At 65.4% G+C, this 26,623-nt stretch carries 28 protein-coding genes and 1 tRNA gene; 10 read left to right on the plus strand and 19 right to left on the minus strand.

The annotated features are described in order from the left end of the window. Positions 1 to 286 precede the first annotated feature (286 nt). From LWE61_RS05540 to LWE61_RS05560, 5 genes are read left to right on the plus strand one after another with little or no spacing between them, the layout of a single operon-like run. Positions 287 to 739: a hypothetical protein gene (locus tag LWE61_RS05540; RefSeq protein ID WP_234149025.1), complete on the plus strand. Its 453-nt coding sequence runs from the start codon at positions 287 to 289 to the stop codon at positions 737 to 739. Next, positions 726 to 2,111 (plus strand): phage terminase large subunit, encoded by a 1,386-nt coding sequence (locus LWE61_RS05545; protein ID WP_234149026.1) that lies wholly within the window; start codon positions 726 to 728, stop codon positions 2,109 to 2,111. Before LWE61_RS05540 ends, LWE61_RS05545 begins: the two co-directional genes overlap by 14 nt. Before the next feature lie 12 nt (positions 2,112 to 2,123). After that, positions 2,124 to 2,936, plus strand: a complete 813-nt coding sequence (locus tag LWE61_RS05550; protein WP_234149027.1) for a hypothetical protein — start codon at positions 2,124 to 2,126, stop codon at positions 2,934 to 2,936. Between the two features lie 3 nt (positions 2,937 to 2,939). Further along, a complete protein-coding gene (locus tag LWE61_RS05555) occupies positions 2,940 to 3,170 on the plus strand; it encodes a hypothetical protein (protein WP_234149028.1) in 231 nt (76 codons plus the stop codon). Then, on the plus strand, positions 3,167 to 3,361 hold the full coding sequence (locus LWE61_RS05560) for a hypothetical protein (protein WP_234149029.1): 195 nt from the start codon (positions 3,167 to 3,169) through the stop codon (positions 3,359 to 3,361). Before LWE61_RS05555 ends, LWE61_RS05560 begins: the two co-directional genes overlap by 4 nt. A 172-nt stretch (positions 3,362 to 3,533) precedes the next feature. Here the strand turns inward: LWE61_RS05560 and LWE61_RS05565 are convergent, their stop codons facing one another. The 3 genes from LWE61_RS05565 to LWE61_RS05575 all read right to left on the minus strand — a co-directional run bounded on the left by LWE61_RS05565 (position 3,534) and on the right by LWE61_RS05575 (position 5,361). Then, positions 3,534 to 3,731 carry a hypothetical protein gene (locus LWE61_RS05565; RefSeq protein ID WP_234149030.1) on the minus strand — a complete coding sequence of 66 codons (198 nt, stop codon included), beginning with the start codon at positions 3,729 to 3,731 and terminating at the stop codon, positions 3,534 to 3,536. Then, positions 3,728 to 4,006, minus strand: a complete 279-nt coding sequence (locus LWE61_RS05570; protein WP_234149031.1) for a hypothetical protein — start codon at positions 4,004 to 4,006, stop codon at positions 3,728 to 3,730. The genes LWE61_RS05565 and LWE61_RS05570 overlap by 4 nt, the downstream gene beginning before the upstream one ends. A 269-nt stretch (positions 4,007 to 4,275) precedes the next feature. Next, complete coding sequence (locus LWE61_RS05575; RefSeq protein WP_234149032.1) at positions 4,276 to 5,361, minus strand: restriction endonuclease, SacI family; 1,086 nt, start codon at positions 5,359 to 5,361, stop codon at positions 4,276 to 4,278. A gap of 13 nt (positions 5,362 to 5,374) precedes the next feature. Between LWE61_RS05575 and LWE61_RS05580 the strand changes: the two genes are divergently transcribed. Both LWE61_RS05580 and LWE61_RS05585 read left to right on the plus strand, forming a co-directional pair. Continuing rightward, entirely contained in the window at positions 5,375 to 6,526 is a 1,152-nt protein-coding gene (locus LWE61_RS05580; protein WP_234149033.1) for a DNA cytosine methyltransferase, read from the plus strand. Between the two features lie 9 nt (positions 6,527 to 6,535). Further along, positions 6,536 to 7,099, plus strand: a complete 564-nt coding sequence (locus LWE61_RS05585; RefSeq protein ID WP_234149034.1) for a GIY-YIG nuclease family protein — start codon at positions 6,536 to 6,538, stop codon at positions 7,097 to 7,099. Positions 7,100 to 7,172: 73 nt separating this feature from the next. On the opposite strand, the gene LWE61_RS05590 is transcribed toward LWE61_RS05585, so the two are convergent. The 6 genes from LWE61_RS05590 to LWE61_RS05615 form a co-directional block, all read right to left on the minus strand. Beyond that, positions 7,173 to 7,248 (minus strand) — tRNA-Lys (locus LWE61_RS05590). A gap of 166 nt (positions 7,249 to 7,414) precedes the next feature. Then, complete coding sequence (rodA, locus tag LWE61_RS05595) at positions 7,415 to 8,524, minus strand: rod shape-determining protein RodA (protein ID WP_234149035.1); 1,110 nt, start codon at positions 8,522 to 8,524, stop codon at positions 7,415 to 7,417. Further along, a complete protein-coding gene (gene mrdA, locus LWE61_RS05600; protein WP_234149036.1) occupies positions 8,521 to 10,749 on the minus strand; it encodes a penicillin-binding protein 2 in 2,229 nt (742 codons plus the stop codon). Before mrdA ends, rodA begins: the two co-directional genes overlap by 4 nt. Then, on the minus strand, positions 10,665 to 11,183 hold the full coding sequence (gene mreD / locus LWE61_RS05605) for a rod shape-determining protein MreD (RefSeq protein ID WP_234149037.1): 519 nt from the start codon (positions 11,181 to 11,183) through the stop codon (positions 10,665 to 10,667). The genes mrdA and mreD overlap by 85 nt, the downstream gene beginning before the upstream one ends. After that, positions 11,180 to 12,151, minus strand: a complete 972-nt coding sequence (gene mreC / locus LWE61_RS05610; RefSeq protein ID WP_234149038.1) for a rod shape-determining protein MreC — start codon at positions 12,149 to 12,151, stop codon at positions 11,180 to 11,182. The genes mreD and mreC overlap by 4 nt, the downstream gene beginning before the upstream one ends. 22 nt (positions 12,152 to 12,173) lie before the next feature. After that, positions 12,174 to 13,217: a rod shape-determining protein gene (locus LWE61_RS05615; protein ID WP_234149039.1), complete on the minus strand. Its 1,044-nt coding sequence runs from the start codon at positions 13,215 to 13,217 to the stop codon at positions 12,174 to 12,176. A 145-nt stretch (positions 13,218 to 13,362) separates the two neighbouring features. On the opposite strand from LWE61_RS05615, the gene mutL reads away from it, so the two are divergent. Then, on the plus strand, positions 13,363 to 15,225 hold the full coding sequence (gene mutL, locus LWE61_RS05620) for a DNA mismatch repair endonuclease MutL (protein ID WP_234149040.1): 1,863 nt from the start codon (positions 13,363 to 13,365) through the stop codon (positions 15,223 to 15,225). Between the two features lie 276 nt (positions 15,226 to 15,501). Here the strand turns inward: mutL and LWE61_RS05625 are convergent, their stop codons facing one another. From LWE61_RS05625 to LWE61_RS05650, 6 genes are all read right to left on the minus strand, one after another. Further along, positions 15,502 to 15,981 (minus strand): hypothetical protein, encoded by a 480-nt coding sequence (locus LWE61_RS05625; RefSeq protein WP_234149041.1) that lies wholly within the window; start codon positions 15,979 to 15,981, stop codon positions 15,502 to 15,504. Positions 15,982 to 15,989: 8 nt separating this feature from the next. After that, positions 15,990 to 16,811, minus strand: a complete 822-nt coding sequence (locus tag LWE61_RS05630; protein WP_234149042.1) for a hypothetical protein — start codon at positions 16,809 to 16,811, stop codon at positions 15,990 to 15,992. A 240-nt stretch (positions 16,812 to 17,051) separates the two neighbouring features. Next, positions 17,052 to 18,149, minus strand: coding sequence for a redox-regulated ATPase YchF (gene ychF, locus LWE61_RS05635; RefSeq protein WP_234149043.1), 1,098 nt, complete (start codon positions 18,147 to 18,149; stop codon positions 17,052 to 17,054). Between the two features lie 117 nt (positions 18,150 to 18,266). Further along, positions 18,267 to 19,379 carry an MlaA family lipoprotein gene (locus LWE61_RS05640; RefSeq protein ID WP_234149044.1) on the minus strand — a complete coding sequence of 371 codons (1,113 nt, stop codon included), beginning with the start codon at positions 19,377 to 19,379 and terminating at the stop codon, positions 18,267 to 18,269. A gap of 379 nt (positions 19,380 to 19,758) precedes the next feature. Continuing rightward, positions 19,759 to 20,328: an aminoacyl-tRNA hydrolase gene (pth, locus tag LWE61_RS05645; protein WP_234149045.1), complete on the minus strand. Its 570-nt coding sequence runs from the start codon at positions 20,326 to 20,328 to the stop codon at positions 19,759 to 19,761. An 84-nt stretch (positions 20,329 to 20,412) separates the two neighbouring features. Then, positions 20,413 to 21,018 (minus strand): 50S ribosomal protein L25/general stress protein Ctc, encoded by a 606-nt coding sequence (locus LWE61_RS05650; RefSeq protein ID WP_234149046.1) that lies wholly within the window; start codon positions 21,016 to 21,018, stop codon positions 20,413 to 20,415. Between the two features lie 189 nt (positions 21,019 to 21,207). On the opposite strand from LWE61_RS05650, the gene LWE61_RS05655 reads away from it, so the two are divergent. Beyond that, complete coding sequence (locus LWE61_RS05655) at positions 21,208 to 21,459, plus strand: DUF2171 domain-containing protein (protein ID WP_234149047.1); 252 nt, start codon at positions 21,208 to 21,210, stop codon at positions 21,457 to 21,459. A 91-nt stretch (positions 21,460 to 21,550) separates the two neighbouring features. Here LWE61_RS05655 and LWE61_RS05660 read toward each other — a convergent pair whose 3' ends face one another. Further along, positions 21,551 to 22,117 carry an energy transducer TonB gene (locus tag LWE61_RS05660; protein ID WP_234149048.1) on the minus strand — a complete coding sequence of 189 codons (567 nt, stop codon included), beginning with the start codon at positions 22,115 to 22,117 and terminating at the stop codon, positions 21,551 to 21,553. Positions 22,118 to 22,273: 156 nt separating this feature from the next. Between LWE61_RS05660 and LWE61_RS05665 the strand changes: the two genes are divergently transcribed. Beyond that, the gene (locus LWE61_RS05665) at positions 22,274 to 22,531 is read left to right on the plus strand and encodes a hypothetical protein (RefSeq protein ID WP_234149049.1); all 258 of its coding nucleotides are present in this window, start codon (positions 22,274 to 22,276) and stop codon (positions 22,529 to 22,531) included. A 154-nt stretch (positions 22,532 to 22,685) separates the two neighbouring features. Here LWE61_RS05665 and LWE61_RS05670 read toward each other — a convergent pair whose 3' ends face one another. The 3 genes from LWE61_RS05670 to LWE61_RS05680 are packed head-to-tail and all read right to left on the minus strand — an operon-like array spanning position 22,686 to position 26,470. After that, positions 22,686 to 23,420, minus strand: coding sequence for a sigma-70 family RNA polymerase sigma factor (locus tag LWE61_RS05670; protein WP_234149050.1), 735 nt, complete (start codon positions 23,418 to 23,420; stop codon positions 22,686 to 22,688). A 41-nt stretch (positions 23,421 to 23,461) separates the two neighbouring features. Further along, a complete protein-coding gene (flhA, locus tag LWE61_RS05675) occupies positions 23,462 to 25,561 on the minus strand; it encodes a flagellar biosynthesis protein FlhA (RefSeq protein ID WP_234149051.1) in 2,100 nt (699 codons plus the stop codon). Positions 25,562 to 25,567: 6 nt separating this feature from the next. Further along, the gene (locus LWE61_RS05680) at positions 25,568 to 26,470 is read right to left on the minus strand and encodes a transglycosylase SLT domain-containing protein (protein ID WP_234149052.1); all 903 of its coding nucleotides are present in this window, start codon (positions 26,468 to 26,470) and stop codon (positions 25,568 to 25,570) included. Positions 26,471 to 26,623 lie beyond the last annotated feature (153 nt).

Raw genomic sequence — 26,623 nt, forward strand, 5'->3', positions numbered from 1 at the left:
TTCTCTCCTAGCCCCAATCCGGTTTGGGTATGTTTCTGTTGTTGTTAACAACAACAAGAATAGGCGCGCGGGAGTAGAGGGTGGCGAGCCTCCCCGGGAAACCCGCGAAACCCTGCCTCCAGCGGCGGTAGCTCCGCCGATCGCGCCCTCGTGCGCGCTAAAAAAGGCACCTGCTGACCATCAATCAGCATCCCCACGCGCGCAAAGCTCCGTGCTGCCAGCGCTTCTTGGGCGGTGGCCACAATTAAGACGGCGAAACGGACGGTGATGACGCATGGAAACGGCTATGGAACATAACATGAACAATGATGCAGCCTCTCCCGGCAACCTCCCTACGACGCGCGGCCATGACGGCGCGGTGACGGTCCACGCGCCCGGCCTCGCGATCATCACTGACATGGCGCGGGGCGGGCATCCCACCAGCAGCATTGCCGCCGCGCTGGGCATGTCGGCCCGCGTCTTCCGCGAGTGCCGCAAGCGCCAGCCCGAGGTCGAGGAAGCCTTCGCCGTAGGGTTGGGGGGCCTCGAACACGAGCTTGTCCATACCCTGCTAGCGCAGGCCCGGAAGGGCAACGTCGTCGCCGCCATGTTCCTGCTCAAGTGCCGCCACGGCTACCGCGAGACGGGCCAGACCGACAGCGCCCCGAAGATCGCGGTGCAGATCAACCTCCCCGGCGCGCTGGACGAACGCGCCTACGCCAACCTCATCGCCTCGGAGGCCCGCCATGACGACGCCTAAGCTCAGCCACCCTACGCCTTGGCAGGAACGGGTGCTGGCAGTGCCCGAAGACCTCAACCTTGCCCTGTTGGGCGGGCGCGGGTCGGGCAAGACGACGGCCCTCGCGCTGTTGGTCCTGCGCCACTGCGTCCAGTATGAGGACAAGGCCCGCGTCCTGATCCTTCGCGCGACCTACAAGTCCCTCGCCAACCTGTGGGATGAGCTTGAGGCGCTGTTCCGCGACGCCTTCCCCGGCGGCATCACCTCCAACCGGGCCGACTTCGTAATCCGCTGCCCCAACGGAGCGGTCGTCACGCTGGGCAACCTGTCCGGGCAGAAGGACGTGGCGAAGTGGCAGGGGCAGGAAGCGAACCTGTTGGCGGTCGATGAGATCACCAACTTCACGACCTTGCGCCATATCAACATGCTCCGCGCCAACCTTCGCGGCCCGGCTGGCATCCCGACGCGCATGATCGTGCTAGGCAACCCCGGCGGGCCGCTTCATGCGACCATCGCACGGATGCACGTCACGGGGCGCATCCCTTGGCGGCCCTATGAATTGGCCGATGGCTCGCGCTGGGTATATGGCCCGTCGACCTACATCGACAATCCGACCATCGACACCGAGCGCTATGCCCGGTCGATCATCGCATCGTCCGGTGGCGACCGCGCGCTGGCGGAAGCATGGCTGAACAACAACTGGTCGGACCTTGCGGGAGCGTTTTTTGCCGATGTGTTCGGCGATCATTGCATCATCCCGGACGATCCCGGTTTCCGGGTGCCGAGGGGCAAGGGGCATGGCTGGTATAGCTGTGTTGCGCTCGATTGGGGCTGGTCCGCGCCAACCGCCGCCGTGCTTGCCGTTCATGCTCGCAGGCCCGGTCTGATTGGTCCCGCCGGGCGGGCTTATCCGCAGGGATCGTGGATCATCGTGGACGAGGTGCATAGCGCTCGCACCGACGACCCTTCGCTGGGCAAGGGCTGGCCTCCCCAGATGGTTGCCGAGGAGGTGCTTGCCGCCTGCGAGCGGTGGGGCGTTCGTCCGCAGGGCGTTGGCGACGATGCGCGTGGATTGCAGAACGATACGCTGCTGGAACAGCTTGGCCGTCACGGCCTGCACCTCGTCAAGCCGCGCAAGGATCGCATCAGCGGCTGGGTGAAGGTGAAGTCCCTCATGGCCGCCGCCCGCGATGGCGACCCCGAAACCCCCGGCCTTTGGCTTTCCGAACGCTGCAAGTTCGGCCTCGAAACGCTCCCCCTTCTGCCGCGTGACGACGTGCGGATGGAGGACGTGGACACGTCTGCGAACGACCACTTCGCGGATGCCGTCCGATACCTCGTCAACTCTGACCCCCGCATCGTCACCTACGGCCGAACGGTCGGCCATTACTGAGAAGGACCACCCATGCTTGACGAAATGACCCCTGTTCGCGCGGATGTCCCGCTCGATTATCACCCGGACAGCCTCTTGGGCGTCGCATCGGCACTCAACCAGCCCGATACGCTGGGCTTGTCCGCACTGTCGTCCGCCCGTGAGGCGCTGCGCCTTTGTTATGACAATTTCGGACGGCTGAACGATGCCGAGCGGGATTTGCAGGCGGCGGCGGAACCTGCCGTCCGTCGCCAGCATCCCGTCGCAGGATCGGCGCATACCGACGTCACTGACAATGTCCGCATGGTGCGCGGCAAGCCGACGCGGATCGTGGACGCCGAAGAGTTCATCGACGCCGCTGACCGGGCATTCCAGCGCATTGCCCCGGCGGTGGATCGGCGCGTTACCGAGTTGAAGGGCTACCGCACGACGCTGGAAGGCCGCGTAGCGGCGGCCATCGACAACCCTTCCCGGAAGTCCCCGGAAGGACTGTCGCTGGCGAGTGAGGTCCGCGCACACCTCAAGGCCATGAAGCGCCCGGATCAGCGGACGCAGTTCGTGGCGGCGGCGCTGGCGCAGGGCGACAAGGCAACTGTGGCGGCAGTCATTCATGCCCCCGCGTTCCTCTCCGGCATGACCGACGAAACTCACGCCGCAATCCGCAAGGCTGCGACGGAAAAGTTCGCGCCGGTCGATAGTGCCCAGCTTGCCGCGACCGACGCCGCACTGGTGAAGGTCATGGCGGCGGGCAGTGCGGTGACGCGCCGCTTTGCGGATGTGCTGGCCATGCGGCAGTCACCGCTGATCCGCGCGGGCCGCAGTCTCAACGCATTGCGGGAGGGCTGACCGATGGCATGGCCATACACCTACACCAAGATCAACACGTTCCGGCGGGGCGTCCTGATCGCCTACACCGTCAAGGACGGCGTCCCCACCAAGGGCGAGGTCGAGCAGTATATCGACCGGACGTGGATTGGCAGCTTCCTCCGCAAGAAGAAGTATTGGCGGGCGAAGCGCCCCAGCGGGAAGGTCGTCGCTATCCGCGCGTGGACCAAGGAAAGCGCGGCGAGGAAGCTATGAGCGCGACCTATGCCGCCCTCAATCGGGTTGCCCGGAAGCAGGCAGGGGAGCGCCAGCGGGCGGAAGCGCGCCGCCTTGCTGGGCTTGCCGTCCGGGGAGCCTATGAGCCGCCGCGATGGGTTCTCTCGCGGCTGACCCATGCCGACCGCATGGAATACGAGGCGGCGCGGGACGAGGCCCGGCGGCGATGAGCAAGGGCGCGAACCCAAGGCGAGGGCGCTTCGTCAAGGGAGGCCCGCCCGGCTCGATTGTCCGCCCCTGCCTGCGTTGCCGCAGGCCGTTCGCCAGCGAGGGACCGCACAACCGAATGTGCGGCCCCTGCCGGGTTGCGTCGGTCAGTCCGTTTGAGCCGGGGTGAAGCAGCTAGTCGAGGCGGACAGATTCCACGGCGTCGTTCAACATCCGCGCAACGGCCTTCGCTTCCTCAAGGCCGGTGCCTTCGGGCAGGTTGAGCGTTACCCACTTGTCGCGCGGCAAGCCAACATCGCCATGCAATTCAAGAGCGACATAGCACGGCTGACCGACTTCCCGTTCCTTCACGGTTGCGGTGAAATTCCTCATACTTCCTCCTGTTCGCACTCATCTGGGAAGTGCAGGCCTTCGATAAGCTCCGAATAGTCATTCGGGATGCCGAGGATCAGCCCTTCGAGGTTGCCACCATTATGCAGGTCGCATGCTTCCACAACCATTACGATCGCATCTGCAACGTCGCAGGTGTCCCAGTGCTCATAAGTTACAGTTTCCCACAACGCTTCGATTGCATCGCAGGCCCGTTCCCGCCTTGCGTCAATGACGGCAATCTCACGCCGTTCCTGCAAATTTACGACGATACCCATAGCCGCTACCTCCATTTTCAAAGGCGCTGCCCCCGGCGGAACACAAATGACGCAATTATGCCGACGGCCAGCGCACAGGTTGCTGTGGTTTGGTTTCGTCGGCTCGCAGGGGCCACGCGGCACAGAGGGTCGCCCTGGGCCTGCAACGCGAATGAAGGGCTTGTAGTGTCGCCCACCGGCTCAGGTTGCCCCGAACGAATCAATCCTACCGGGGGTGGCACGGTGCGTTCAAGCAGTTTTAACGATACAGCCCGGTTGCGTAAGTCGCCCTAGACGGCGGCCAATGCGGCTCGGCAGTGCGTGATGGTGCCTTCCTTGGCGCGCATCAGGGCTAGATGCTTATTCAGCAATTCCGTGATTTCCGCCCAAGACACGCTGGGAGCAAGAGCAACGATACCGTCCGCGAATGCGGCGGATGAAACAAACGTCAGGTCAAAGCCCTTCGCTTCATACTCAGTGACGATAGACGGCAGGTTTTCAGTCGTCCGTGCGTTCGGGCCATAAATGAACATCATCGTTGAATGGCCACTTTCAGCGACCTTCCCGGCGGCGTGGTCGATATCCGCTCGCGTGAATGGTTTGTCTTTTGCCTCGCAGCAATAGCGCGCCGTTTTGCCATCAGCCTCGAATACGTCGATGTCCGAAATCTCGTTCGAGGACGCGCCGCTCTGGTTGGCGGGATGCGACGCAACATGCAAATCGCCGCCTTGGGTTTTGGCAAGAAGCTCGAAAAGTAGTGCCACGCTCAGGGCAAGGCTTTCTCCTTCGCACGATTGCGCCATGAGGCTTTCCAGCAATGACAAAATTGCGCGCTTGCTGGCGACCGCATCAAACCGGCCTTCCGCGAAGGTGACCACGCGGCTTTCGAGCCGAAGAATGTGCGCCAGAACGGCGACGAGCGCCTCATCCGCATTACCTTGGGCGTTCGCCATTTCACCTACGGCGATAAGGCGTTCCAGCGTCTCGCGATCCTTCCCCCGGCGCACGGCGTTCTCAGTGCTCAAATGTGGGAAGCGGGCGGGCTTGTTTAAGAATGGCTCGTTCGAGCCGCCAAGGCGTTTCTCCAGGACCGTCTGCTCGAACGGGACCACCACCGAATGGCATAGGGACCGGGCATCGAAAGCACCTTCCAACGGCGAACCTGCCTGTAGCACCAATGGGTTGGCCGCCGGGTTGGTCGCCTTGGCAAGCATCCCGTTGAGCAGCACATATTTGTAGGTGAGGTGGGTATGATTAATGATTTGTTCGATCTTTGTTTCCATCGGCGCAGGGACGCGGTATGCGTTCTGCCTAGCGCGTTCGGTGGCTTCCGCTAAGATCGTCCGGGCGCGTGCGCTATCAACGGAAATTGTCACTCAAGGCCCTACTATGAACTCAGTTATCCAGATCGCCGACGCTATGAGCCAATCGCGCAGAGTTCAAGAGGACCTGTCCGCTGTTTCACTGTTCTCCGGCGCTGGCGGGATGGACATAGGGTTTCGCCGTGCTGGGTTTCAAATTGAGTGGGCGAACGATTTCGATAAAGCGGCAGTAGAAACTTACCGCCGTAACATTGGCGATCATATCGTTCATGGAGACGTGAATGATTACATTGACAATCTTCGCCAATTTAGTGGCGTTGATTGCCTTTTTGGTGGACCGCCATGCCAAGGGTTTTCGGTGGCTGGCAAAATGGCACTTGATGATCCCCGCAGCCAGCTCGTGAAATCTTACATGCGGGCCGTCGAAGTCGTCCGCCCCCGTGCCTTCGTCATGGAAAACGTCAAGGCGTTAGGCACCCTCACCAAGTTCAAGCAAGTCCGGGACGAGCTGCGTTCCTATGCCAACAGGATAGGCTACCAAACGGAGTTGGTGATTTTCAACGCCAAGCACTTTGGTGTCCCTCAGGCGCGGGAGCGCGTATTCTTTGTGGGCTTCCAGAAAGCAGGTCGGATCGAATTTGACCAACGCGCCAAGCGGTATTTCCGGCGGGAAGTTTCGACTTTGGAGGCTATCCGCCATTTGGGGGTGCAGGGGACCGACGCAAACCCGAAGACCTGCAACGCTGTGGTCACGATTGCCGAGCGCCCGGTGCTTCGGAAAAGCCCGTATGCCGGGATGATGTTCAACGGCCTTGGTCGTCCGTTGAACCCGAACGTGCCCTGCGCCACTCTCCCGGCATCAATGGGCGGCAACAAGACGCCCATCATCGACGAACGCCACTACTATGGTGACGGTGAGAGTTGGGTTGAGGCGTATCACGCGCATCTGATGCAGGGCGGCAAATCGTATGGGATGAACGACACTCCGCCGCACATCCGACGATTGACGCTGGAAGAGGCGCGTATCCTCCACACTTTCCCAGAGGGGTATGACTTTGCCGGGGGCAAGTCCGCCACCTACCGCCAGATTGGTAATGCCGTCCCATGCGACCTAGCGTTCGCAGTAGCGCAAATAGCAATCGACGTGTTGAGCGACGCGGCGATTGACGACGCGGCCATGCCGCAACTTGCGTTGCAGCTTGCCGCCACTGCCCGCTAACGCGGCCTTGTGACCAAGGCCGACCAAATCCGCAGCCTTGCCGCCGAAGGCCTATCCGTTTCCGACATCGCGGCGAAGGTCGGCATTCGCTACCAGCACGCATACAATGTGTTGAAGCGTAGCGGCACGGTCGCCACCCCGCGCCCAGCCAAGACCCCCATTGCCAGCAAGCCGCCGCTCGACGTGCAGACATTGCTCGACGCGGGCTTTCGCCGTGCATCCGAATGGAGCCTAGACGACGCGGGGTTGCTGGTCCTCACCGAGGCGCTGCCCAAGGAGGTGGGGGTTTATGCGTTCGCGAGGGACGGGATCGTTCTGTATGTGGGCGTGGCGACGATGGGGCTGGCAAAGCGCATCTATTTCTATGCCAAGCCGGGCGTGTCTCAGCGGACGAGCCTGCGGCTTAACGACACCATCCGGCGCGAGCTTCAAGCCGCCGCCCGGATCGAGGTGTTGATCGCCCAACCCGACGACATGGATTGGAATGGCTTGCCTGTGCATGGGGCGGCGGGCTTGGAGCTTGGGTTGATAAAGGCCTACGCCCTGCCCTGGAACATGCGGAGCGCCGGATAGCGGCGCGCCGTCTTAATTCCCGTCTTTCTAAGACGGTGAGGCCCCGAAGGGTAGGCTAAGTATTTGAAAAGTTTGGTGGACGCACTTGGGCTCGAACCAAGGACCCGCTGATTAAGAGTCAGCTGCTCTACCAACTGAGCTATGCGTCCATTTCGGCGTTCAGAACCGGGTTTGGTGTCCGGTTCGCCTCGTCAGGGGTGCGCCTCTAGCGCGGGTTTTCGTCGCTGGCAAACGGAAATTCGCACTTTTTGAAAAAGCTTTGGTCCGGCTGTGGCCGATGAGCCGCACTGGTCCCGATACAGGCCCCGATTTTCCTCATCGCCACCCTGTCGCGGAACTGCGCGAGCGCGTCCGGTCGATGTTCAGGATGATGCCCACGCACATCATGATCGTCATCATCGACGACCCGCCATACGACATGAAGGGCAGGGGGATGCCCACCACCGGCGCCAGGCCCATCACCATCGACATGTTGATGGCAATGTAGAAGAAGATCGTCATGGTCAGGCCCGCCACCACCATGCGCGGAAATTTCTGCTCCGTGCGCTGGGCCACGCGCATGCCCCAGCGCAGCAGCAGCATGAAGCAGACGATCAGGAACACTCCGCCGACCACGCCCCATTCCTCCGCCATGGTGGCGAAGACGAAATCGGTATGGCCTTCGGGCAGATAGTCGAGATGGCTCTGTGTGCCGTTCAGGAAGCCCTTGCCAAAGATGCCGCCGGACCCGATCGCGATCTTGGACTGGCTGATATGGTATCCCGCGCCCAGCGGGTCGCTTTCCGGGTCCATGAAGATCAGGACGCGCTTCTGCTGATAATCGTGCAGCATGGTGAAGGCGATGGGGACGATCGCCGCCACCGCCGCGCCTGCGCCCAGGAACAGGCGCATGGGCAGGCCCGCCAGGAACATCACCGTGATGCCGCCCGCCGTCACCATCAGCGCGGTGCCGAGGTCGGGCTGGATCATGATGAGCGCGGCGGGGATGCCGATCAGCGCCAGCGCGGGCCAGATCGCCGTCCAGCTTCGCACTTGGCGCGCGGGCAGCAGCGTGTAGAATCGCGCCACCGCCAGCACGCAGGCCGGTTTCATGAACTCGGACGGCTGCAACTGCATGAAGCCCAGGTTGATCCACCGCTGGCTGCCCCCCGCGACGCCGCCGATCAGCTCGACCAGCACCAGCGCGGCCAGCACCGCGCCATAGAGGGGGAGGGCGGTCCGTTCGACCAGCGAGAAGGGGATACGCGAAATCGCCTCCGCCATCACGCAGAAGACGAGGAAGCGGGCCGCCTGCATCCCGGCCCATGGCATCAGGTGGCCACCCGCCGCGCTGTACAGCACGACGCAGCCGAACAGGGCCATGAGGGCCAGTAGGCCGTAGACGCGCCAGGGCAGGCGGCGCAGCGGTTCGGGCACCATGCTCATGGGCGCGGTGTCGATGCGTTGGCGGCGGCGCCGGGCAGGGCGGCGGCGGCAGGGGAGGCGGTCGCCGCGGGGGCTGCCGCGCCCGTGGATGCGCCGGCCGCCGCCGGGGTCGGTGCGGGCCGTTCGGCCTCCTGCTCATCCTCGGCGGTGTTGACGGGGGCGCTGTCGTTCGCCGCGCCGGTGCCGGCCGCATTGGCGGTTTCCGTCGCGGCGGCGGCCACGCCCTTTTCGATGCGATAGGCGACGATCTGCTTCTCCAGCCGCTGTTGCGGCGTGCCGCCCCATTCCTTCTCCAGCTTCTCCAGCCGCTCCATCGCGCCCGCCGGGTCGAACAGATAGGACATGATGTCGCTGGAGATGGTGGTCGAATCCATGATCCGCGTCACATGGCCATTATGTTCGAGGATGCAGCCCAGCGCATAGCGCGGCTTGTCGAACGGCGCGAAGCACTGGAGCAGCGCATGGTCGCGCAGCTTGAACGGCAGGGAGCTGTTGCCGCGCACGCCGCGCGACCGTTCCGCCATGGTGATGCGCCGGACCTGCGCGGTGCCGGTCTTGCCCGCCATCAGCACGCCGGGCACGGGCAGGCGCGCCGCGCCGCCGGTGCCGCCGCCGTTGATGACATTGCTCATCGCGGTGTGGATCAGGTCGAGGTTCTCCTGCCGCACGCCCAGCGGCGGGGCGTCGTGTCGCTTGCCGTCCGCCAGGAAATGCGGGACCAGCGCCCGACCGGAGGCGAGGCGCGACGCCATCACCGCCATCTGCGTCGGGTTGACCAGCATATAGCCCTGCCCGATGGTCGCGTTGACCGTGTCGTATATCGCCCAGGGCTGGTTATATTTCTTCTGCTTCCACGCCGGGTCGGGCACCGTGCCATAGCTTTGGCTGGGGAAGGGCAGGTCATATTTCTGGCCGAGGCCGAGGCGGCGGGCCATGTCCGCGATCACGTCCATGCCGAACCGCTGCGCCATGACATAGAAATAAATGTCGCAGCTTTGTGCAATCGCGCGGCCCATGTTGATCGCGCCATGGCCGCCCCGCTTCCAGCAGTGGAACAGCGTGTTGCCGACGCGCACCGCCCCGGTGCAGCCGACATGCTCGTCCGGGTCCAGCCCATGCTCCAGAAAGGACAGGGCGACCATCGGCTTGACCGTCGATCCGGGGGGGTAGAGGCCCTGCAGCGCCTTGTTGCGCAGGGGGACATGGTCGTCCTTGGACAGCATCTCCCATTCCAGATGCGATATGCCGTCGGAAAAACTGTTGGGGTCGAAACTGGGCATGGACGCGCTGGCCAGCACGTCGCCGGTCGAGCAGTCCATCACCACCACCGCGCCGCTCTGCGTCCCCATGCGCCGCCCGGCATAGTCCTGAAGGCCCGCGTCGATGGTCAGCTTCACCGTCTTGCCCGCCACGTCGGGCCGGGTGGCCAGGTCGCGCACGATCCGGCCGCGCGCCGTCACCTCGACCCGGCGCGCGCCCGGCTTGCCGGTCAGCGGCCCGTCGTAAAATTGCTCCAGCCCCTGCTTGCCGACCTTGAACCCCGGCGTGATGAGCAGCGGGTCGCGCGTCTTCTCATATTCCTTGGCGCTGGCCCCGCCGACATAGCCGATCAGGTGCCCGACCGACGGCCCGGCGGGATAGAAGCGGGAAAAGCCCTGCGATGGCGCGACGCCGGGCAGTTCGGACAGGCGCACGCTGACCGCGGCATATTTGGCATAGTCGAGGCCGTCGGCGACCTGCACCGGCTGGAAACCGGCGGCCTTCTCCAGGCTCTCGTTGATTCGGTCGACCTCTTCCGGGCGCAGCGCCAGCAATTGGGTCAGCAGTTCGACGACCCGCCCCCGGTCGCCATCGCGCAGCCGGTCGGGGATGATGTCGACGCGAAAATCGGTGCGGTTGTTGGCGAGGGGGATGCCCTTGCGGTCCACGATCCAACCGCGCCGGGGCGGGATCAGGGTCAGGTTGACCCGGTTGCTCTCCGACAAAAGCGAATATTTTTCATTCTCGGCAATGGCGATCCAGCCCATGCGCGTGGCCAGCAGCGCGCCCATGCCCATCTGCGCCGAACTGACCAGCACCGCCCGGCGGGAGAAGGTCAGGCTCTGCTGCGCCTCGGTCAGTATCTTCTTGCCGAACAGCTTCACGGCAACCGCCAGCGGTCCAGCCGCGCGCACAGCCGTGCGACCAGCGGGAAGGACATGATGCTCAGCAACGCCTGCGGCCATAGCCGGTCCAGCGGGCCGCCGCCGCCACCCGGCGCCAGATGCATCAATAACCAGCTCATCGCGAGGATGGCTATAATCGCGATGCTGGCGATCAGCCAGTCCTGCGCATAGTCGCGCCAGATCAGCCTCACGCTGATGCTGTCGATGACCACCAGCGCCAGCGTCCACAGGCACATGGCGGTGCCGACCGGATGGCCCGTCGCAATATCGTCGAAAAAGCCCAGGGGCAGGCCGATCCACAGCGGCCACAGCTCCGGGCGCAGCAATCGCCACGCCAGCAGCAGCATCAGGCCCAGCGGCGGGGTGGTGGGTGACAGCGACACCACGGGGATCATGGCGGGCAGCAGCGATCCCAGCATGACGGTGATGACGGGCGTGGCGCGAATCCGCAGCGGACTGCGCGATTGCGACATGCGGGCGTAGCGGCTTTTCATTCCGCCGGGGCGCCTGCGGGGGGCTGGGTTGCCGCGTTGCCCGTCGCGGTTCCGGCTCCTCCCGTGCTGGCTCCCGTACCGCCATGGCCCGCCGCATCCGTCGCGGCATCGGGCGCGCGCGCCTCCGCCGACTGGAATGTGCGCTGGACGATGGCCAGTTCGACCCGGCCTGGATTGGCCAGCGGGATGGCGATGGCGCGCTCGCCCACCACCCGCGCGACCACCGCGACCGGGATGTTGGGGCGATAGATGCCGCCGATGCCGGACGTTACAAAGATGTCGCCCGGCCGGAACGGATTGCGCTCCGCATTCAGCGCCCGGATCTCCACCGTGCCATCGTCCAGCCCGCGGGAGATGCCGGGGATATTGTCCTTGGCGCGGCGCACGGGTACCACATTCTCGCTATCGACCAGCAGCAATATGTCGGCGGTGTTGAGGCCGGCCCACAGCACCCGGCCCACCAGCCCCTCCGCCGCGCGCACGGGCATGCCGGTCTGCACGCCGCTGCGCGATCCCACGTCCAGCCGGGCGATGCGGCGGCTGCTGCTGCTGCTGCTGCTGACCAGACGGCCGGACGCCACCACGTCGCCTTCCTCGTCGGCGAGATGGAGCAGGCTCTTCAGGCGGATATTCTCCTGCCGGATCGCGTCCGCCTCGATCAGCTTGGTGCGCGTCGTCTCCACCTGCCGGCGCAGGGTGATGTTCTGCGTGCCCGCGTTGATGTAGGAGCCGACGATCTCATCCAGATTGCCGATGGTCAGCACCATGGAGCGCAGCGTGCCGGAGACGGGGCGGGTCACTTCCGCCACGCCCGCGCGCAGCACCGCAAAGCCCGCCGGGTCCGCCGCGGAGACGACGACCAGCAACAGGGCCGCGAGTGCGCCGGTGATCGCGATCACATAGCTCGCGAACAGTCCATATTGCGCCTTCCGGTCGTAACCGGGGCGCCGTTTGCGCGGCGGCGCCATAACTACCCCTTGGCCGTTCGAATTATGCGGTCTGAAGGACGCCGCGGAACATCGGATCTTCCATCGCGCGCCCGGTGCCGATCGCGACGCAGGTCAGCGGCTCCTCGGCCACGGTCACGGGCAGGCCCGTCTCGTCGCGCAGTTCCTCGTCCAGACCCTTCAGCAGCGCGCCGCCGCCGGTCAGGACGATGCCCTGATCGACGATGTCGGCGGCCAGTTCCGGCGCGGTATTCTCCAGCGCGATGCGGACGCCCTCGACGATGGTGCCGATGGGTTCGGACAGGGCGTCGGCGATCTGGCCCTGGTTGATGCTGATTTCCTTGGGCACGCCGTTCACCAGGTCGCGGCCCTTGATATGGATGATCTGGCCCACGCCATCGGCGGGCTTCTGCGCCACGCCATATTCCTTCTTGATCCGCTCCGCCGTGGCTTCGCCGATCAGCAGGTTATGGTGGCGACGCACGAAGCTGACGATGGCCTCGTCCATCTTGTCGCCGCCCACGCGGACGCTGGTGGTGTAGGCAAGGCCGCGCAGCGACAGCACCGCGACCTCGGTCGTGCCGCCGCCGATGTCCACGACCATGGAGCCGATCGGTTCGGTCACGGGCATGTCCGCGCCGATCGCGGCGGCCATCGGCTCCTCGATCAGGAAGACCTGTGACGCGCCCGCATTGCTGGCCGCGTCACGGATGGCGCGGCGTTCCACGCTGGTCGAACCCGACGGCACGCAGATCACGATTTCGGGGAAGCGCAGGATGCGGCGGCTGCCATGCACCTTGTCGATGAAATGCTTGATCATCTGCTCGGCGATGTCGATGTCCGCGATCACGCCGTCGCGCAGGGGGCGGATCGCCTCGATATTGTCCGGCGTCTTGCCCATCATCAGCTTGGCGTCGTTGCCGACGGCCTTCACGCGCTTCACGCCGTTGATCGTCTCCACGGCGACAACGGAGGGTTCGTTCAGCACGATGCCGCGCCCGCGCACATAAACGACGGTGTTGGCGGTGCCGAGGTCGATGGCCATGTCATGCGAGGAGAATTTGAACAAGCGGGTGAAAAACGACATTCCAGGTCCTGTTCAGCCTAGGCGCAAAAGTCCTGATGCGCGCGGATAAGGGTGTGTTTCCGCAGGTGGTCGTGACCCATCGATTCGAGAATAAATCGTGCGTAACGGCTCGCGGAAGTCGTTCGCTTGGGCTAGTCCCTGACATATGTCAATACGCCGCCTCCCCGAAGCTCTCATCAACCGTATCGCCGCCGGTGAAGTGGTCGAAAGGCCCGCCAGTGCGCTCAAGGAACTGGTCGAAAACAGCATCGACGCGGGGTCCACGCGCATCGCCATCCGCCTCGCCGCAGGGGGGGCGGACCTGATTGAGGTGAGCGACAACGGGCGCGGCATCGCGCGCGACGAAATGCCCGTCGCGCTGGAGCGTCATGCGACCTCCAAATTGCCCGACGATCATATCGAATCCGTGACAAGCCTTGGTTTTCGGGGGGAGGCGCTGCCCTCCATCGCCAGCGTCGCCCGGCTGACGCTGGACAGCCGACCGGCGGGGGAGGATGGCTGGTCCATCGCGGTGGACAATGGCGTGATCGTGTCGGAAGGCCCCGCCGCCATCCCGCCCGGCACGCGGGTTCGCGTCGAGCAGCTCTTCGGGCAGGTGCCCGCGCGCCGCAAATTCCTTCGTTCGGCCCGGTCCGAATATGCCGCCTGTCTCGATATTGTACGCCGCCTGGCGATGGCGCGGCCCGATATTGGCTTCGCGCTGGACCATGACGGTCGCCGCGTCCTCTCCCTGCCGCCGGAGGAGCGGGAGGATCGGGTCGCCGCGCTGATCGACCGCGACCTCGCCGCCAACCATGTGATCGTGTCTGTCGCGCGGGAAGGCGTCACCCTGACCGGGGTCGCGTCGCTGCCCACCTTCCATCGCGGCGTGGCGGATCATCAATATCTGTTCGTCAACGGCCGCCCGGTGCGCGACAAGCTGCTGATCGGGGCGGTGCGCGGCGCCTATGCCGATTTGCTGGCGCGCGACCGGCATCCGGTGCTGGCGCTGTTCGTCACCCTGCCGACGGAGAGCGTGGACATCAACTGCCACCCGGCCAAGACGGAGGTGCGCTTCCACGAACCCAGCATGATCCGCGGCATGATCGTCGGCGGCCTGCGGCAGGCGCTGCACGAGGCGGGCGCGCGCTCCGTCGAGCGGCCCGCCGTGACCGACATGAGCCTGTGGCAGCGCGAAGCGATCGGCGGCGCGGGGATGCCCCCGCAACAGATGCCGATGGCGGGCCTGGGCGGGTCGGCGGGTGGTTTCAGCGGTGGCGGCTTCGGCAGCGATGCGTTCGGCGGCGGTTTCGATCCCGTCACGGGGGAACTGCCGGCTTTCGCCCCCGCCGTGGTGGCGGAGGGTGCGTCGATGTTCTCCGCCTTCGCACCGGCGGGCCGGGCGGAGCCTGCCGCGCCCATCGGCGATGCCGCCCGCTACCCGCTGGGCATCGCGCGTGGGCAGGTGGCGCGCACCTATATCATTGCGGAGGCGGAGGACGGCCTTGTCGTCGTGGACCAGCATGCCGCGCATGAACGGCTGGTGCTGGAGCGGATGCGGCGCGCGCTGGGGGCGGGGAACGGTGGCGGCCGTGTCGCCCCGCAGGCGCTGCTGTTGCCCGAAGTGGTCGATCTGGAGGAGACCGCCTGCGACCGGATGGAGGCGCGGCTGGCCGAACTGGCCGAACTGGGGCTGGAACTGGAGCGGTTCGGTCCCGCCGCGATGCTGGTCCGCGCCACGCCCGCGCTGTTGGGGGCGGGGGATGTGCACGGTCTGGTGCGTGACATCGCCGACGATCTCGCCGCCTTTGACGAGGCGATCAGCCTGAAGGCCCGGCTGGATCATGTCGCCGCCACCATGGCCTGCCATGGATCGGTGCGCGCGGGCCGGACGCTATCGGTGGCGGAAATGAACGCCCTGCTGCGCGAGATGGAGGTGACGCCCCACAGCGGCCAGTGCAACCATGGCCGCCCGACATGGATCAAGCTGGCCCATGGCGACATCGAGAAATTGTTCGGACGCCGCTGATGGTCGGCTTCGCTGTCCGTTCATTCTGAGCGTGTCGCAGGACCAGTGGGCATGTTCTGCGGCCGGGCCTCTCGACACTCAGTAAGATGACGTGCTCCTGGATCGTCATTGCGAGCGTAGCGAAGCAATCCAGGGGACGGCGCAATGGATTGCTTCGCCACGCTCGCAATGACGCGGCAGGTCAATCTGGCCAACCGCCGCCCTGTAGCGGGTGAGCGCCGAAAGCGCGGGCCGTGAACCGGGTTCACCCCGCCAGCACCGAAGCGCGATACGGCGTCAGGGCTTGGAGGCGATCTGCGCGCAGCGTTGGCCGGTGATCGCCGGTTCGGGCACCAGCGCGGAGGCATATTTGTCCAGCACCTCGTCGTTCGATCCCGACCGGGCGAGTTCCGTCGCTACCGCCGCGAACAGGGCGCAGCGGGCGCTGTCCGTCTTGGCCGCGCCATAGCGGTTGCCGATCTGGGTGTAGAACTGGTGATAGCTTTTCTCACCGCCCGCGCCATCATCCTTGAAATGGCGCTTCAGCCGGTCGTCCGCGCTTTGCAGGCGGTTCTTGTAGTTGACGATGAAGCTTTCGTAGCTGGACTTGATGTCCACGCTGATGAGGTCGCATTGCAGGGTCGTGACCATCATCGCCGCGTTGAATTCCGCGATGCGCGCTGCCGCCACCCGCTCCATGTTCCAGCAGTTGGCCGCCGGGCTGGCGGTTGCGGTGGTCAGGGCGATGACGCCTGCGACGATCATTTTCAGGGTCATGCTGTTCCTCAACATCCAGAGAGGGGCGCGGCCATGATCCGCGCGAAAAGGTCGGTCATGGCGATGCGGGCGGTATAGGCCTGATCGGCGACGGGCTTGAACTCGGTGGCTTCGCGGGCCAGCGCATTGGCCCCCGCGATATTGTTCGCGGCGATCGCCTGCGCGTGCAGCGCCTGCACATTTTGCAGATGGGCGATGGTCGCCGTATTATTCTGGTCCGCCTGCGCCACGGCGGGCACATAGACGCTGTCGTGGAAGCGGTTGCGCTCCACCGCCGAGCAGAAGCTGGCGGGGATGGTGACGGCGGCGACCGGGGCGAAGGCGGGGCGCGCCGGCACTGGCCCGGTCACGGTGAACAGCGCGGGCGTTTCCGACCGGCCGCCCTTGCCCACGGCGGTCAGCTGGTCGAGCAGCGAGGCAGGGGCCACGGGTGCGGCAGCAGCAGGGGCGGCGGCGACAGGCGCTGCGGACGCGGACGTCGCCGTCATGCCCGACAGGATCGCCGCCGTGGCGGACAGCGGTGCCGCTACCGGCACGGGCGCAACCGACGCAGGCGCGACGGGCAGGGCCGCAACCGGGGCAGGGGGCACCGGCGCGCTTGCCACGGGCGCAGCGGCTGCCGGGACGGGCGCGACCGGCGGGGCCAGCGCGGCAATCTTGGCCCGCGCCAGCCCGCTGAACGTGCCATTGGGATATTGGGTCAGATAGGCTTCGAGCTGGGCGCGGTCGTTGCTCTCCGTCACCGCCTGCCAGAAGGTCAGTTCGAACGGCGTGCCGACGCCATTGCCCGTCGCGGCCGCACGGCCCGCGCCATCGGCCTGATTCGCCACAGCCGCGCCGTCCCATGTCGGGAAGCTCAGGAAAACGCAGAATAAAGACGCCAGACCCGAAGTCCGGCGCAAAGCCCCTGAAATTGCCATGCCCCACCCTGTCGACCTGTTCGGCCGAGTCCCGATTATAAAAGCGGGACTATACTGGCAAGGTGTTATTATCCTGTTCGCAGATTAACCTTGCGAGGATTTTGGCGGCAAGTCGCTGTGCTGCCGCCAAAAGCTGTCGCCAAGGTCCGGTCAGCTATGCAGGAAATGCATTACGTCCCCGTCCTGAACGACATAGGCCTTGCCTTCGGCGCGCAGCTTGCCCGCTTCACGCGCTTTGCTTTCGCCGCCCAGCGCGACAAAGTCTTCATAGGCCACCGTCTCCGCGCGGATGAAGCCCTTCTCGAAATCCGAGTGGATCTCGCCCGCTGCATTGGGGGCGGTCGCGCCCTTGTGCACGGTCCAGGCGCGCGCTTCCTTCGGCCCCACGGTGAAGAAGGTGATGAGGTGCAGCAGTTCGTATCCGGCGCGGATGACGCGGGCGAGGCCGGTCTCGGTCAGTCCCAGTTCGGTCAGGAACTCGGTCCGGTCCTCCGGCGCCATGGTCACGATGTCCGCCTCGATGGCGGCGGAGACGACGACGGCCTGCGCGCCCTCGGCGGCGGCTTTCTCGAACACGCGGGCGGAGAAGGCGTTGCCGTCGGCGGCATTGTCCTCGTCCACGTTGCAGACATAGAGAACGGGCTTGCCGGTCAGCAACTGCGCCTGCTTCAGGACGCGGGCTTCCTCTTCATCCTTTGGCACGGTCAGGCGCGCGGGCTTGCCCTCGCGCAGCAGGTCGAGCGCCTGGCCCAGCACGGACGCGGCGATCTTGCTCTCCTTGTCGCCCTGCGCCGCCTTCTTCTGCGCGGCGGGCACCCGCTTTTCCAGCGACTCCAGATCGGACAGCATCAGCTCCGTCTCGACCGTCTCCGCATCCGCGATGGGATCGACCTTGTTGTCGACATGCTGGATGTCGTCATTCTCGAAACAGCGCAGGACATGGACGATGGCGTCCACCTCGCGGATGTTGCCCAGGAACTGGTTGCCCAACCCTTCGCCCTTGGACGCGCCGCGGACCAGCCCGGCGATGTCCACGAACCCTAGCTGGGTCGCGATGATCTTCTGGCTGCCCGCGATCCCGGCCAGCGCGTCCAGCCGCGTATCCGGCACGGCGACATTGCCGACGTTCGGCTCGATGGTGCAGAAGGGATAATTGGCCGCCTGCGCCGCCTGCGTCTCCGTCAGCGCGTTGAACAGCGTGGACTTGCCCACATTGGGCAGCCCGACAATCCCGCATTTGAAACCCATTGATCCATCCGTCTGGTCTGTGTTGGCCGATCTGTACGGCACGCCCTTTAGCGCCGGGCGCGCCGGATTGCCAGCCGTGGCGGATGACCCGTTGAGCAGGGCGGCGGCGGGCGAAAGTCACGGCGCGGGGGAGGGCGCTCCGCCCGCCGGGGCCACCGGGTCCGCTGCACCGGTGACGGGCGCGACCGTGACGGGTGCGGGGACGTTAGCGGCGGGGCTGACGGGCACCGGGGGCGGGGCGGCGCGCCTGCCACGCAGTGCGTCGATGGCGGCTTGCCGGCTGCGCAGATAATCCGCGCGCGTCTGGGCATAGGGGTCGCTGCCCCGATGCAGCTCCTCCAGCTTCTCGTCGAATTCGGCCCGCTGGTCCAGCGAACTGGCCGACCCGATGCCCAGCACATAGGCGGGCTTGTCGAACGGCGTCCCGACCGCCGCGGGCAACACCCCGCGATCCAGATTGTCGCCGATCAGGTCGCGCAATGTGGTGGGGCCAAAGATGGGCAGGTAGAAGAACGGCCCCGGTCCCACCCCATAATAGCCCAATGTATTGCCCAGCCCGTTGGGGCGGCGGGGCAGGTGGAAGGGTTTGCGTCTGGCGATGTCGAACAGGCCCGCGCCGCCGATCGTGCTGTTGATCGCGAAGCGGCCCACCGTCTCGAACGCCTTGCCCGGCTTGAGCTGGAGCAGGAAGTTCAGAAAGACCACGGGTTCGCGCAGGTTGTTGATGACGTTGCGGATGCCGCTGCGTAGCGGATCGGGCAGGATGCGTTGATAGGCCTTGGACGCCGGGCGGACCAATATCTTGTCCAGCCCCTGCACGACCGCAAAGGTCTTCATGTTGACCGCCTCCAGCGGATCGCCCGGCGGCGCATGATGGCGCGCCTTGACGACAATGTCGGTTTCATCGGCGGCTGCCCCCGTTGCGGCGGAGGTGGAGGTTGGCGTGGGCGTGGCGGTTGAGGGTGGCACTGGCGTAGGGGCAGGCGCGGGAGCGGTGGCCTGAACCGGAGCCTGATCGCCCGTCGCCTCCGATCTCGCCCCCTCCGGCGTCTCCGCCTGCACACTTCCCACCCCCGGCGCGATGGCGTCTGGCGTCGCTGCGGATGCCGCAGGGACGGGGGGTGCGGACGATGGCGTCGGCGCGGGAGCGGGCAGGGGCGATGTCGGTGCGGCTTCGTCGGCCAGTGCGCCTGTCAGGAGGAGAGCGGCGATCCATGCCGAAACCGTCATTGCCTTGCCATTTCCGCCAGCCGTCCGGCCTGGCCCTGCGATTACCGAACGGGGAAATGCTTGACCCCCATGGCCATGACGACACGGCCGGGCAGGGACCGCACATGATGGCCGACGAAATATCCTGCGCCGTACCCGGATGGTCAGCAAGTGGCCAGGAACGGACAACCCAACTCCGTTCGTCCTGAGCGTGTCGAAGGGCTGTTTTTCTTCAAGAGCCACAGCGAAGAAGGGCAATATAGTCGTGGGGCTTCACCCGCCCTTTGGATCGACAAGCTCAGGGCGAAGGGAAGGGTAAAAGCGTCACCCCCGATCACGTCCGGGATGACGTCGGGGGAAAGGGGCAGGAAATTCACCACCATTCCGCCGCGCCCACACCCTAATCCGCCAGCCGCATCGCCACATCGTTCATGAAGCGCACGTCATCACCCTTGGCGAGCCATTCCGCTTCCGCGCCGATGGCGCCCAGCATGTCGGCCAGCGCGTCGACCTCGCTCTTGTGGTAATTGCCCAGCACATAGCCGGTCACGCGGTCCTTGTGCCCCGGATGGCCGATGCCGATCCGCACCCGGCGAAAGGCGTTGCCGATATGCGCGTCGGTGGAACGCAGGCCGTTGTGCCCCGCCGTGCCGCCGCCGCGCCGGACCTTGATCTTCATGGGGGCCAGGTCGAGTTCGTCGTGCAGGACGGTCACATCCTCCACGGCCAGCTTGTAGAAGCGCAGCGCCTCGCCCACCGCGCGGCCGCTTTCGTTCATGAAGGTGGCGGGTTTCAGCAGCAGGATCTTCTCCGGGCCGATGCGCCCTTCGGCGGTCCAGCCCTGGAACTGCTTCTTCCAGCCGGAAAAGCGATACATGTCCGCGATGACGTCCAGCGCCATGAAGCCGACATTGTGCCGGTGCAGCGCATAGTCAGGACCGGGATTGCCGAGGCCGACCCACAATTGCATCCGTCCGTCTCCAACCGCTGAAACAGGTTCGCCCTGAGCTTGGCGACAAGCTCAGGGCGAACGGTCATCACATCAATGATGCGATCAGGCTTCCGCTTCCGCCTCGCCTTCGCTGCTCTTCAGCGCGGAGGGGGCGACGATGGTCGCGATCGTCTGGTCCTGCTCCTCATGCGCGACCTTCGCGCCCTTGGGCAGCTTGATGTCGTGCAGGTGGATCGACGCGCCGACGTCCAGGCCGGTCAGGTCGACGATGATGTCGTCGGGGATTTCCGCCGCGTCGACGATCAGTTCCAGCTCGTGGCTGACGATGTTCAGGACGCCGCCGCGCTTGATGCCGGGCGATGCGTCTTCGTTCGCGAACACGACGGGCACGTTGACGTGCACGGTCGTGTGCTCACCCACGCGCAGGAAGTCTGCGTGCAGCGGGCGGTCGGTCACGGGGTGGAAAGCCACGTCCTTGGGCAGGGTGCGGACCTTCTTGCCGTCGACTTCGACGAAGACCACCGAGTTGAAGAAATGGCCGGTGCCCAGCAGCTTGTTGAGGAGCTTTTCCTCGACATGCACGATCTGGGGTTCTTCATTGTTACCGTAAATGACGGCGGGAACACGGCCTTCGCGGCGAAGGGCGCGGGAGGCTCCCTTGCCTGCCCGATCGCGTGCCTCGGCCGACAGCGTAAGCTGCTCGCTCATATCTGTCTCCAAATGCTTGGGTTGTAGGGCCGTCACGCCTCCAGGGATGACCATGACGGGTGGCGGGCCTATAGTTGCGAAATGCCGGAAAAGCAAGGGGGTGGCGTGAGCGACCGACGCGACGGGCCGATGCGCCCTTTGCCGGTTCCGGCGCGTTGAGCGCAACGGACCAGCAAAGGAGAGTTACCCATGGCCGATCTGAGTGCAATCAAGGAGCATGCCGAAGTCATCGGCGCCGACGGTGTCCATGTCGGCACGGTGGATCATGTTGACGGCAACCGTATCAAGCTGACGAAGAAGGACAGCGGAGAGGGCAGCCACAAGGGCCATCACCATTATATCCCCGGCGGCCTTGTCGCCAGTGTCGAGGATGGCACCGTCCGCCTCTCCGCCAACGCCGATGTGGCGGTGACGTTCGAGGAGGAGGAGGCGAAGGGATAGAAGGCCGAAGGGGCGGCGGTCGATCCCTTCGGGCCATGACCTGCCGCCCCTTACTTGGCGGATGGCACTCCCTTGAGCCCGGTTTCTGCGATCAGCGGGGTATCATTTCGACCGTCTGAGTCAGGATAACCGTATAGGGTGCGGGCTTCTCATGGATGCTATAGGCGCCGCGGAAGGCCCCCACCTGTTGCTGCTGGCATCCTTTTAGTTCCGCGGTGTTCCCGTCGGTCATCGGCTGGCACCGCTCGATCTTGCCATCGGCGCCAATATCTATCCTGATGGCGTTGACCTTCTTGTGCGTTGGCAGGGGCTGGACACCGACGGGTATGACCCAGCGCACGCGGGAGGCATAGGTTCCTGCTTGCGGCTTGCCCTTGGCATCCCGCCCCGGTGCGAAGCGCGCCCGCGCGGTGACCAGCCGACAGGTGGCCTCATCCAGCGCCGCCGATCCACTGCCTTGCGTCACTTCGCAGGTGGTGACGGCACCATCGACATCGAAACCGACCCGAAAGGCCGTAGTCCCTTCCTCATGAGCGGCCAGCGCGGACGCGGGATAGTCACTGGTCGAAACCCAATCCGCAGGCGATCCGACGGGATGCCCCGGCGTGGCCGTGCCCGATGCGGCGACCAGCACGCCAATGAGGCCAGGGATGCTCATGTCCGACTTTGCTCCTGAACAGGGGACGGGCGATCGTTACGCCTATAGGCGGCCCTATGTCTGCCTTCGAGTCCCTTTGTTGTGCGAGGGGAGGGCATAAGCCTGTCGCTTCCGGCCGCCAATTCCCCTATGCGACAGGGCCAGCATGGAGGCGAAATGGCGGATTTGTATCAAAAGGCACTGGAATCGGAGCGCAAGAGCCTGTGGGCCTATTGCCGGCTGCGCGGCCTCGCCAAGGATACGCCGGAACGCCAGCGGATCGCGCAGATCGACGCGGCGCTGAAGGATCATGCGGCCAAGAAGGGGCCTGTGAAGGTCGTGGAGAAGAAGCCGGTGAAGACGCCTGCCGCGGGCAAGGCGGCGGTGAAGAAAGCGCCTAAATCCGCGCGAAAGGCTCCCGCGAAGGACGCCTAGGCGTTTCGCGCCAAATCCCCTCGTCTCCAGTCACTCGTCCTTGCGAGCGCAGCGAAGCCATCCAGAGGGGTGCGGTTCCTCTGGATGGCTTCGCTGCGCTCGCAATCACGCTTCGGGGTAAGTGGACTTCAGTCGGCTCAGCGGTAGGCCCGTCTCAGTCGGCCCATTCCGCCAGTTTCGCGCGCAGCTTGTCCAGCGCCGCTTTCTTGATCTGGCACACCCGCGCCGCGCCGATGTCCAGCGTCTGGCCGATCTCGTCGAGGTTCATCTCCTCCACGAAATAGAGTTGCAGGACGAGGCCCTCGCGCTGCGGCAGTTCCGCGATGCAGGCCGCGACCGCCTTCTTCAGCGATTCGCGTTCGAGGATGTCGTCGGCCCGGTCTTCCACATCGGCAAACCACATGGACTGGTCGGAATAGACCTCGTCCATGCTCTGCACCTGCGCGACCTCCGTGCCGGCGGTCAGTTCGCGCCACTGGTCGGGGTTGAGGCCCAGCAGCGTGGCGATCTCCCCCTCGCTCGGCGTGCGCCCCGTGCGCTGTTCCAGCATCTCGCGCGCTTTGCCGATCTGCTTGCGCCGCGCCATGGCGGAGCGGCAGATGGTGGCGTTGCGCCGCAACTGGTCGATCATCGCGCCGCGCACGCGCAACTGGGCGTAGGCGGCAAAGCCATGGCCGCGATCCTCGAAACTGTTCGCCGCCTCGACCAGCGCTACCATGCCGATCTGGAGCAGATCCTCGATGTCGACGGAGTTGGAGACGCGGCCATGGACGTGCCAGGCGATCTTGCGAACGATCGGCATATATTGGCGCGCCAACTGGTCCGGCGTCGGTCCCGTCGCGCGGCGGCCATAGGTGAGGCCCGTGTCCTGATGTGCTGCAAGGCTCATGAAAACCGCTCTATCCCAAAAGGCTTAACCAACTTTGTCATTTACCCGGCGTGCGCGGAAATTCTGTCGTGATTGCCCACGACCGCCGCGACCTCCACCGGCTTGCCGTCCGGTATCTCCAGGAACGACAGGACGGGGGTTTCCGGCAGGTGGGGGCGGAACAGGCGGCTCAGCGCCCGGCGCGCCACGGGGGAGGTGACGATGGCGAAGCTGCGCGCCTCGGCCATCAGCGGACGGGCCGCGGTGGTCACCGATTCGACGATTCGCCCGGCCAGCGCCGGTTCGATCGGATGCTTGGCGTCGCCGCCCACGCGCATCGCCTGCGCCAGCAGCCCCTCCAGCTCGCCGTCCAGCGTGATGACGGGCAGGGGCATACGGACCGGAACCAGCGTCTGGATGATGAGCGATCCGATGCGCTGCCGCACGGCTTCGGTCAACTGGCCGATGTTGAGGTCCGGGCGGGCGCAGTCCACCAGCGCCTCCGCAATGCGGCGGAAGTCCTTGAGCGGCACGCCCTCGGCCAGAAGCGCCCGGCACACGGCGGCGATCTGCGACAGGCTCAGCGGATTGGGCGTCAGCCCGTCGACCAGTTGCGGCGCGACCTCCTTCAGCGTGTCGAGCAGCTTGCGCGCCTCGTCCATGCCGAACATCTCGGCCGCATTATGGGCGACCATATGGTTCAGGTGGGTGGCGATGACCGTTGACGGATCGACAACGGTGTAACCGGCGACCACCGCTTCGCTGCGGCGGGCCGGGCTGATCCACACGGCTTCGAGGCCGAATGTCGGGTCTTTGCCGGGGCGGCCCTCGACCGTGCCTTCCAGCGCGCCGGAGTCCAGCGCCAGCAAATCGTCCGGCCACACCTCGTCCTCGCCCACGATGACGCCCGCGATGGTGATGCGATACTGGTTGGGGCCGAGCGCCAGATTGTCCTTCACGCGGATCATCGGCACGACAAAGCCCAACTCGCGGCTCAACTGGCGGCGGATGCCGGTGATGCGGCCCATCAGCGGCGCGTCCTTGCGCTCGTCGACCAGGCTGATGAGGCCATAGCCGATTTCGAGGCCCAGGATCGCGCTGTCCGACACATCGCCCCATTCGATGTTGGAGAGATTTTCGGGCGCGACGGGTTCCGGCATGTCGGCGGCAACCTGTTCGGCCTTCTTCGCCTTGGCCAGCTTCCACGCGATAAAGCCGGACAGGCCAGCGGCGGGCAGGATGATGAAATGCGGCATACCGGGCAGGATGCCGAGGAAGCCGAGGATGGCGGCGACCGGAACCCATGCCCGGCTGACGCCGAACTGGCCCGCGATCTGGCCCGACAGGTCCTGCTCCGACTTGACGCGGGTGACGATGGACGCCGCCGCGATGGAGAGGAGGAGGGCGGGCACCTGCGCCACCAGCGCGTCACCGATGGCCAGCAGGACATAGGTCTTGGCGGCGGTGGCGATGTCGAGGCCATGGCTGACCACGCCCAGAATGATGCCGCCGATGATGTTGATGACCAGGATCAGGATGCCCGCGGTCGCGTCACCCTTCACGAATTTGGACGCACCATCCATGGAACCGTAGAAATCGGCTTCGGTCGCCACTTCGGCGCGGCGCTTCTTGGCTTCTTCCGGGGTCAGCAGGCCGGCGTTCAGGTCGGCGTCGATCGCCATCTGCTTGCCGGGCATCGCGTCCAGGGTGAAGCGGGCGGACACTTCCGACACGCGGCCCGCGCCCTTGGTGATGACCACCATGTTGATAATCATCAGGATGGCGAACACGAAGATACCGACGACATAGTCGCCGCCGATCAGGAAGCTGCCGAAACTCTCGATGACATGGCCCGCCGCTTCCGGCCCCTCATGCCCGCTGACCAGCACCACGCGGGTGGAGGCGACGTTGAGCGAGAGGCGCAGCAGCGTGGCAAACAGCAGCACGGTGGGAAAGCTGGAGAAATCCAGCGGTTTCGCCGCGTTGATCGCGATCATCAGCACGGCAAGGCTGATAAGGATGTTGGTGACGAAGCCGATGTCGAGGATCAGCGCCGGGATCGGCACGATCATGAACATGACGAGCAGCAGGATGCCGATCGGCAGCACCGCACCCTTGGCCGAATTGACCCAGATTTTCCCGTTGAGCTGGTTGCGTGTCATGGGATCTTACCGTCCAAGAGTGGCGAGCATGAGGTAGGCGAGGCGGGCGGCCTCGTTGCGGGGCATCGCGGCCAGTGTTTCGCCGGACGTGTCGGCCCAGCCCGGATTGGCGTTCACGACCTCGTCGGCGCCGCTGGCGCTCACGTCCTGCGCGGCCAGCCGGGCCTGCGCGATGCGCAGGTAATCGGCGGGTTGCACCCTGTTGCTGCCCGACGGGATCGAATAATCGTCATAATTGCCGACATAATCGGCGTCCGCCCCGGCGTTGCGCGCGCTATTGTCCAGCTTCTGGGCAAAGCTCTGGCGGATGTCCGACAGGCTGCGGCTGTTGCCCTGCCGGTCGTAGAATATGGATCGGTTGGCGCGCGCGGCCGCCGGGAACAGCGCCGCGCCCGATGCGTCCGGGTTGCGGTCGGCGGCGGTCAGGAACTTGGCCGCGCCGCCCGCGCCCAGGAAATGGGCCAGGTACAGGTCGACCGATTCCGCCGGGCGTCCCGTGCGGCTTTCCAGATAGGTGCGATTGTCCGATGCGAACTCGGCGGCCATGACCGACGCGGTTTCGGGATGCTTGCGCAGGTCGAGGATCTGCTGCCGCACGGCGGGGTCGCTGACATAATAGCGGCCGTTCGATCCCTGCTGGATCGCGTTGGCGGCCCATTCCATGCCATGCTCCGCGCCATGATTGTTCATGACGGCCAGCCAGCTCTGGTCGAGGAACTGGTAGAGGCCGGTCGCGCTGGATGTGCGCGCCTTGGCATTGGGGTTCATGCTGCTTTCGATCTGCGCCTGCCCCATGAGGTAGGAGAAGTCGACGCCGGTCCGGCGGCTGGCGTCGGCGATGGCGTTGGTGACGCGCTCGCCACTCCCGCTCGCCGGCTGGCTACCCCAGATTCCCGAAAATCCAACCATTGCGGTCTGCTTCCTTGCTTCGCTTCCCAAATGAAAAGCAAGGATCGTGCCAAAATTGGAGGGCGTCCGGGGCCAATTGGAAGCCGGTCAGGGGAGGGGCAGGGACCAGTCAGGGTGGCGGGAGGAGGGCTGGGACCAGTCAGGGGGTCGGGA

It is taken from the genome of Sphingobium sufflavum, from assembly GCF_021403115.1.
GTDB classification, from domain to species: domain Bacteria; phylum Pseudomonadota; class Alphaproteobacteria; order Sphingomonadales; family Sphingomonadaceae; genus Sphingobium; species Sphingobium sufflavum.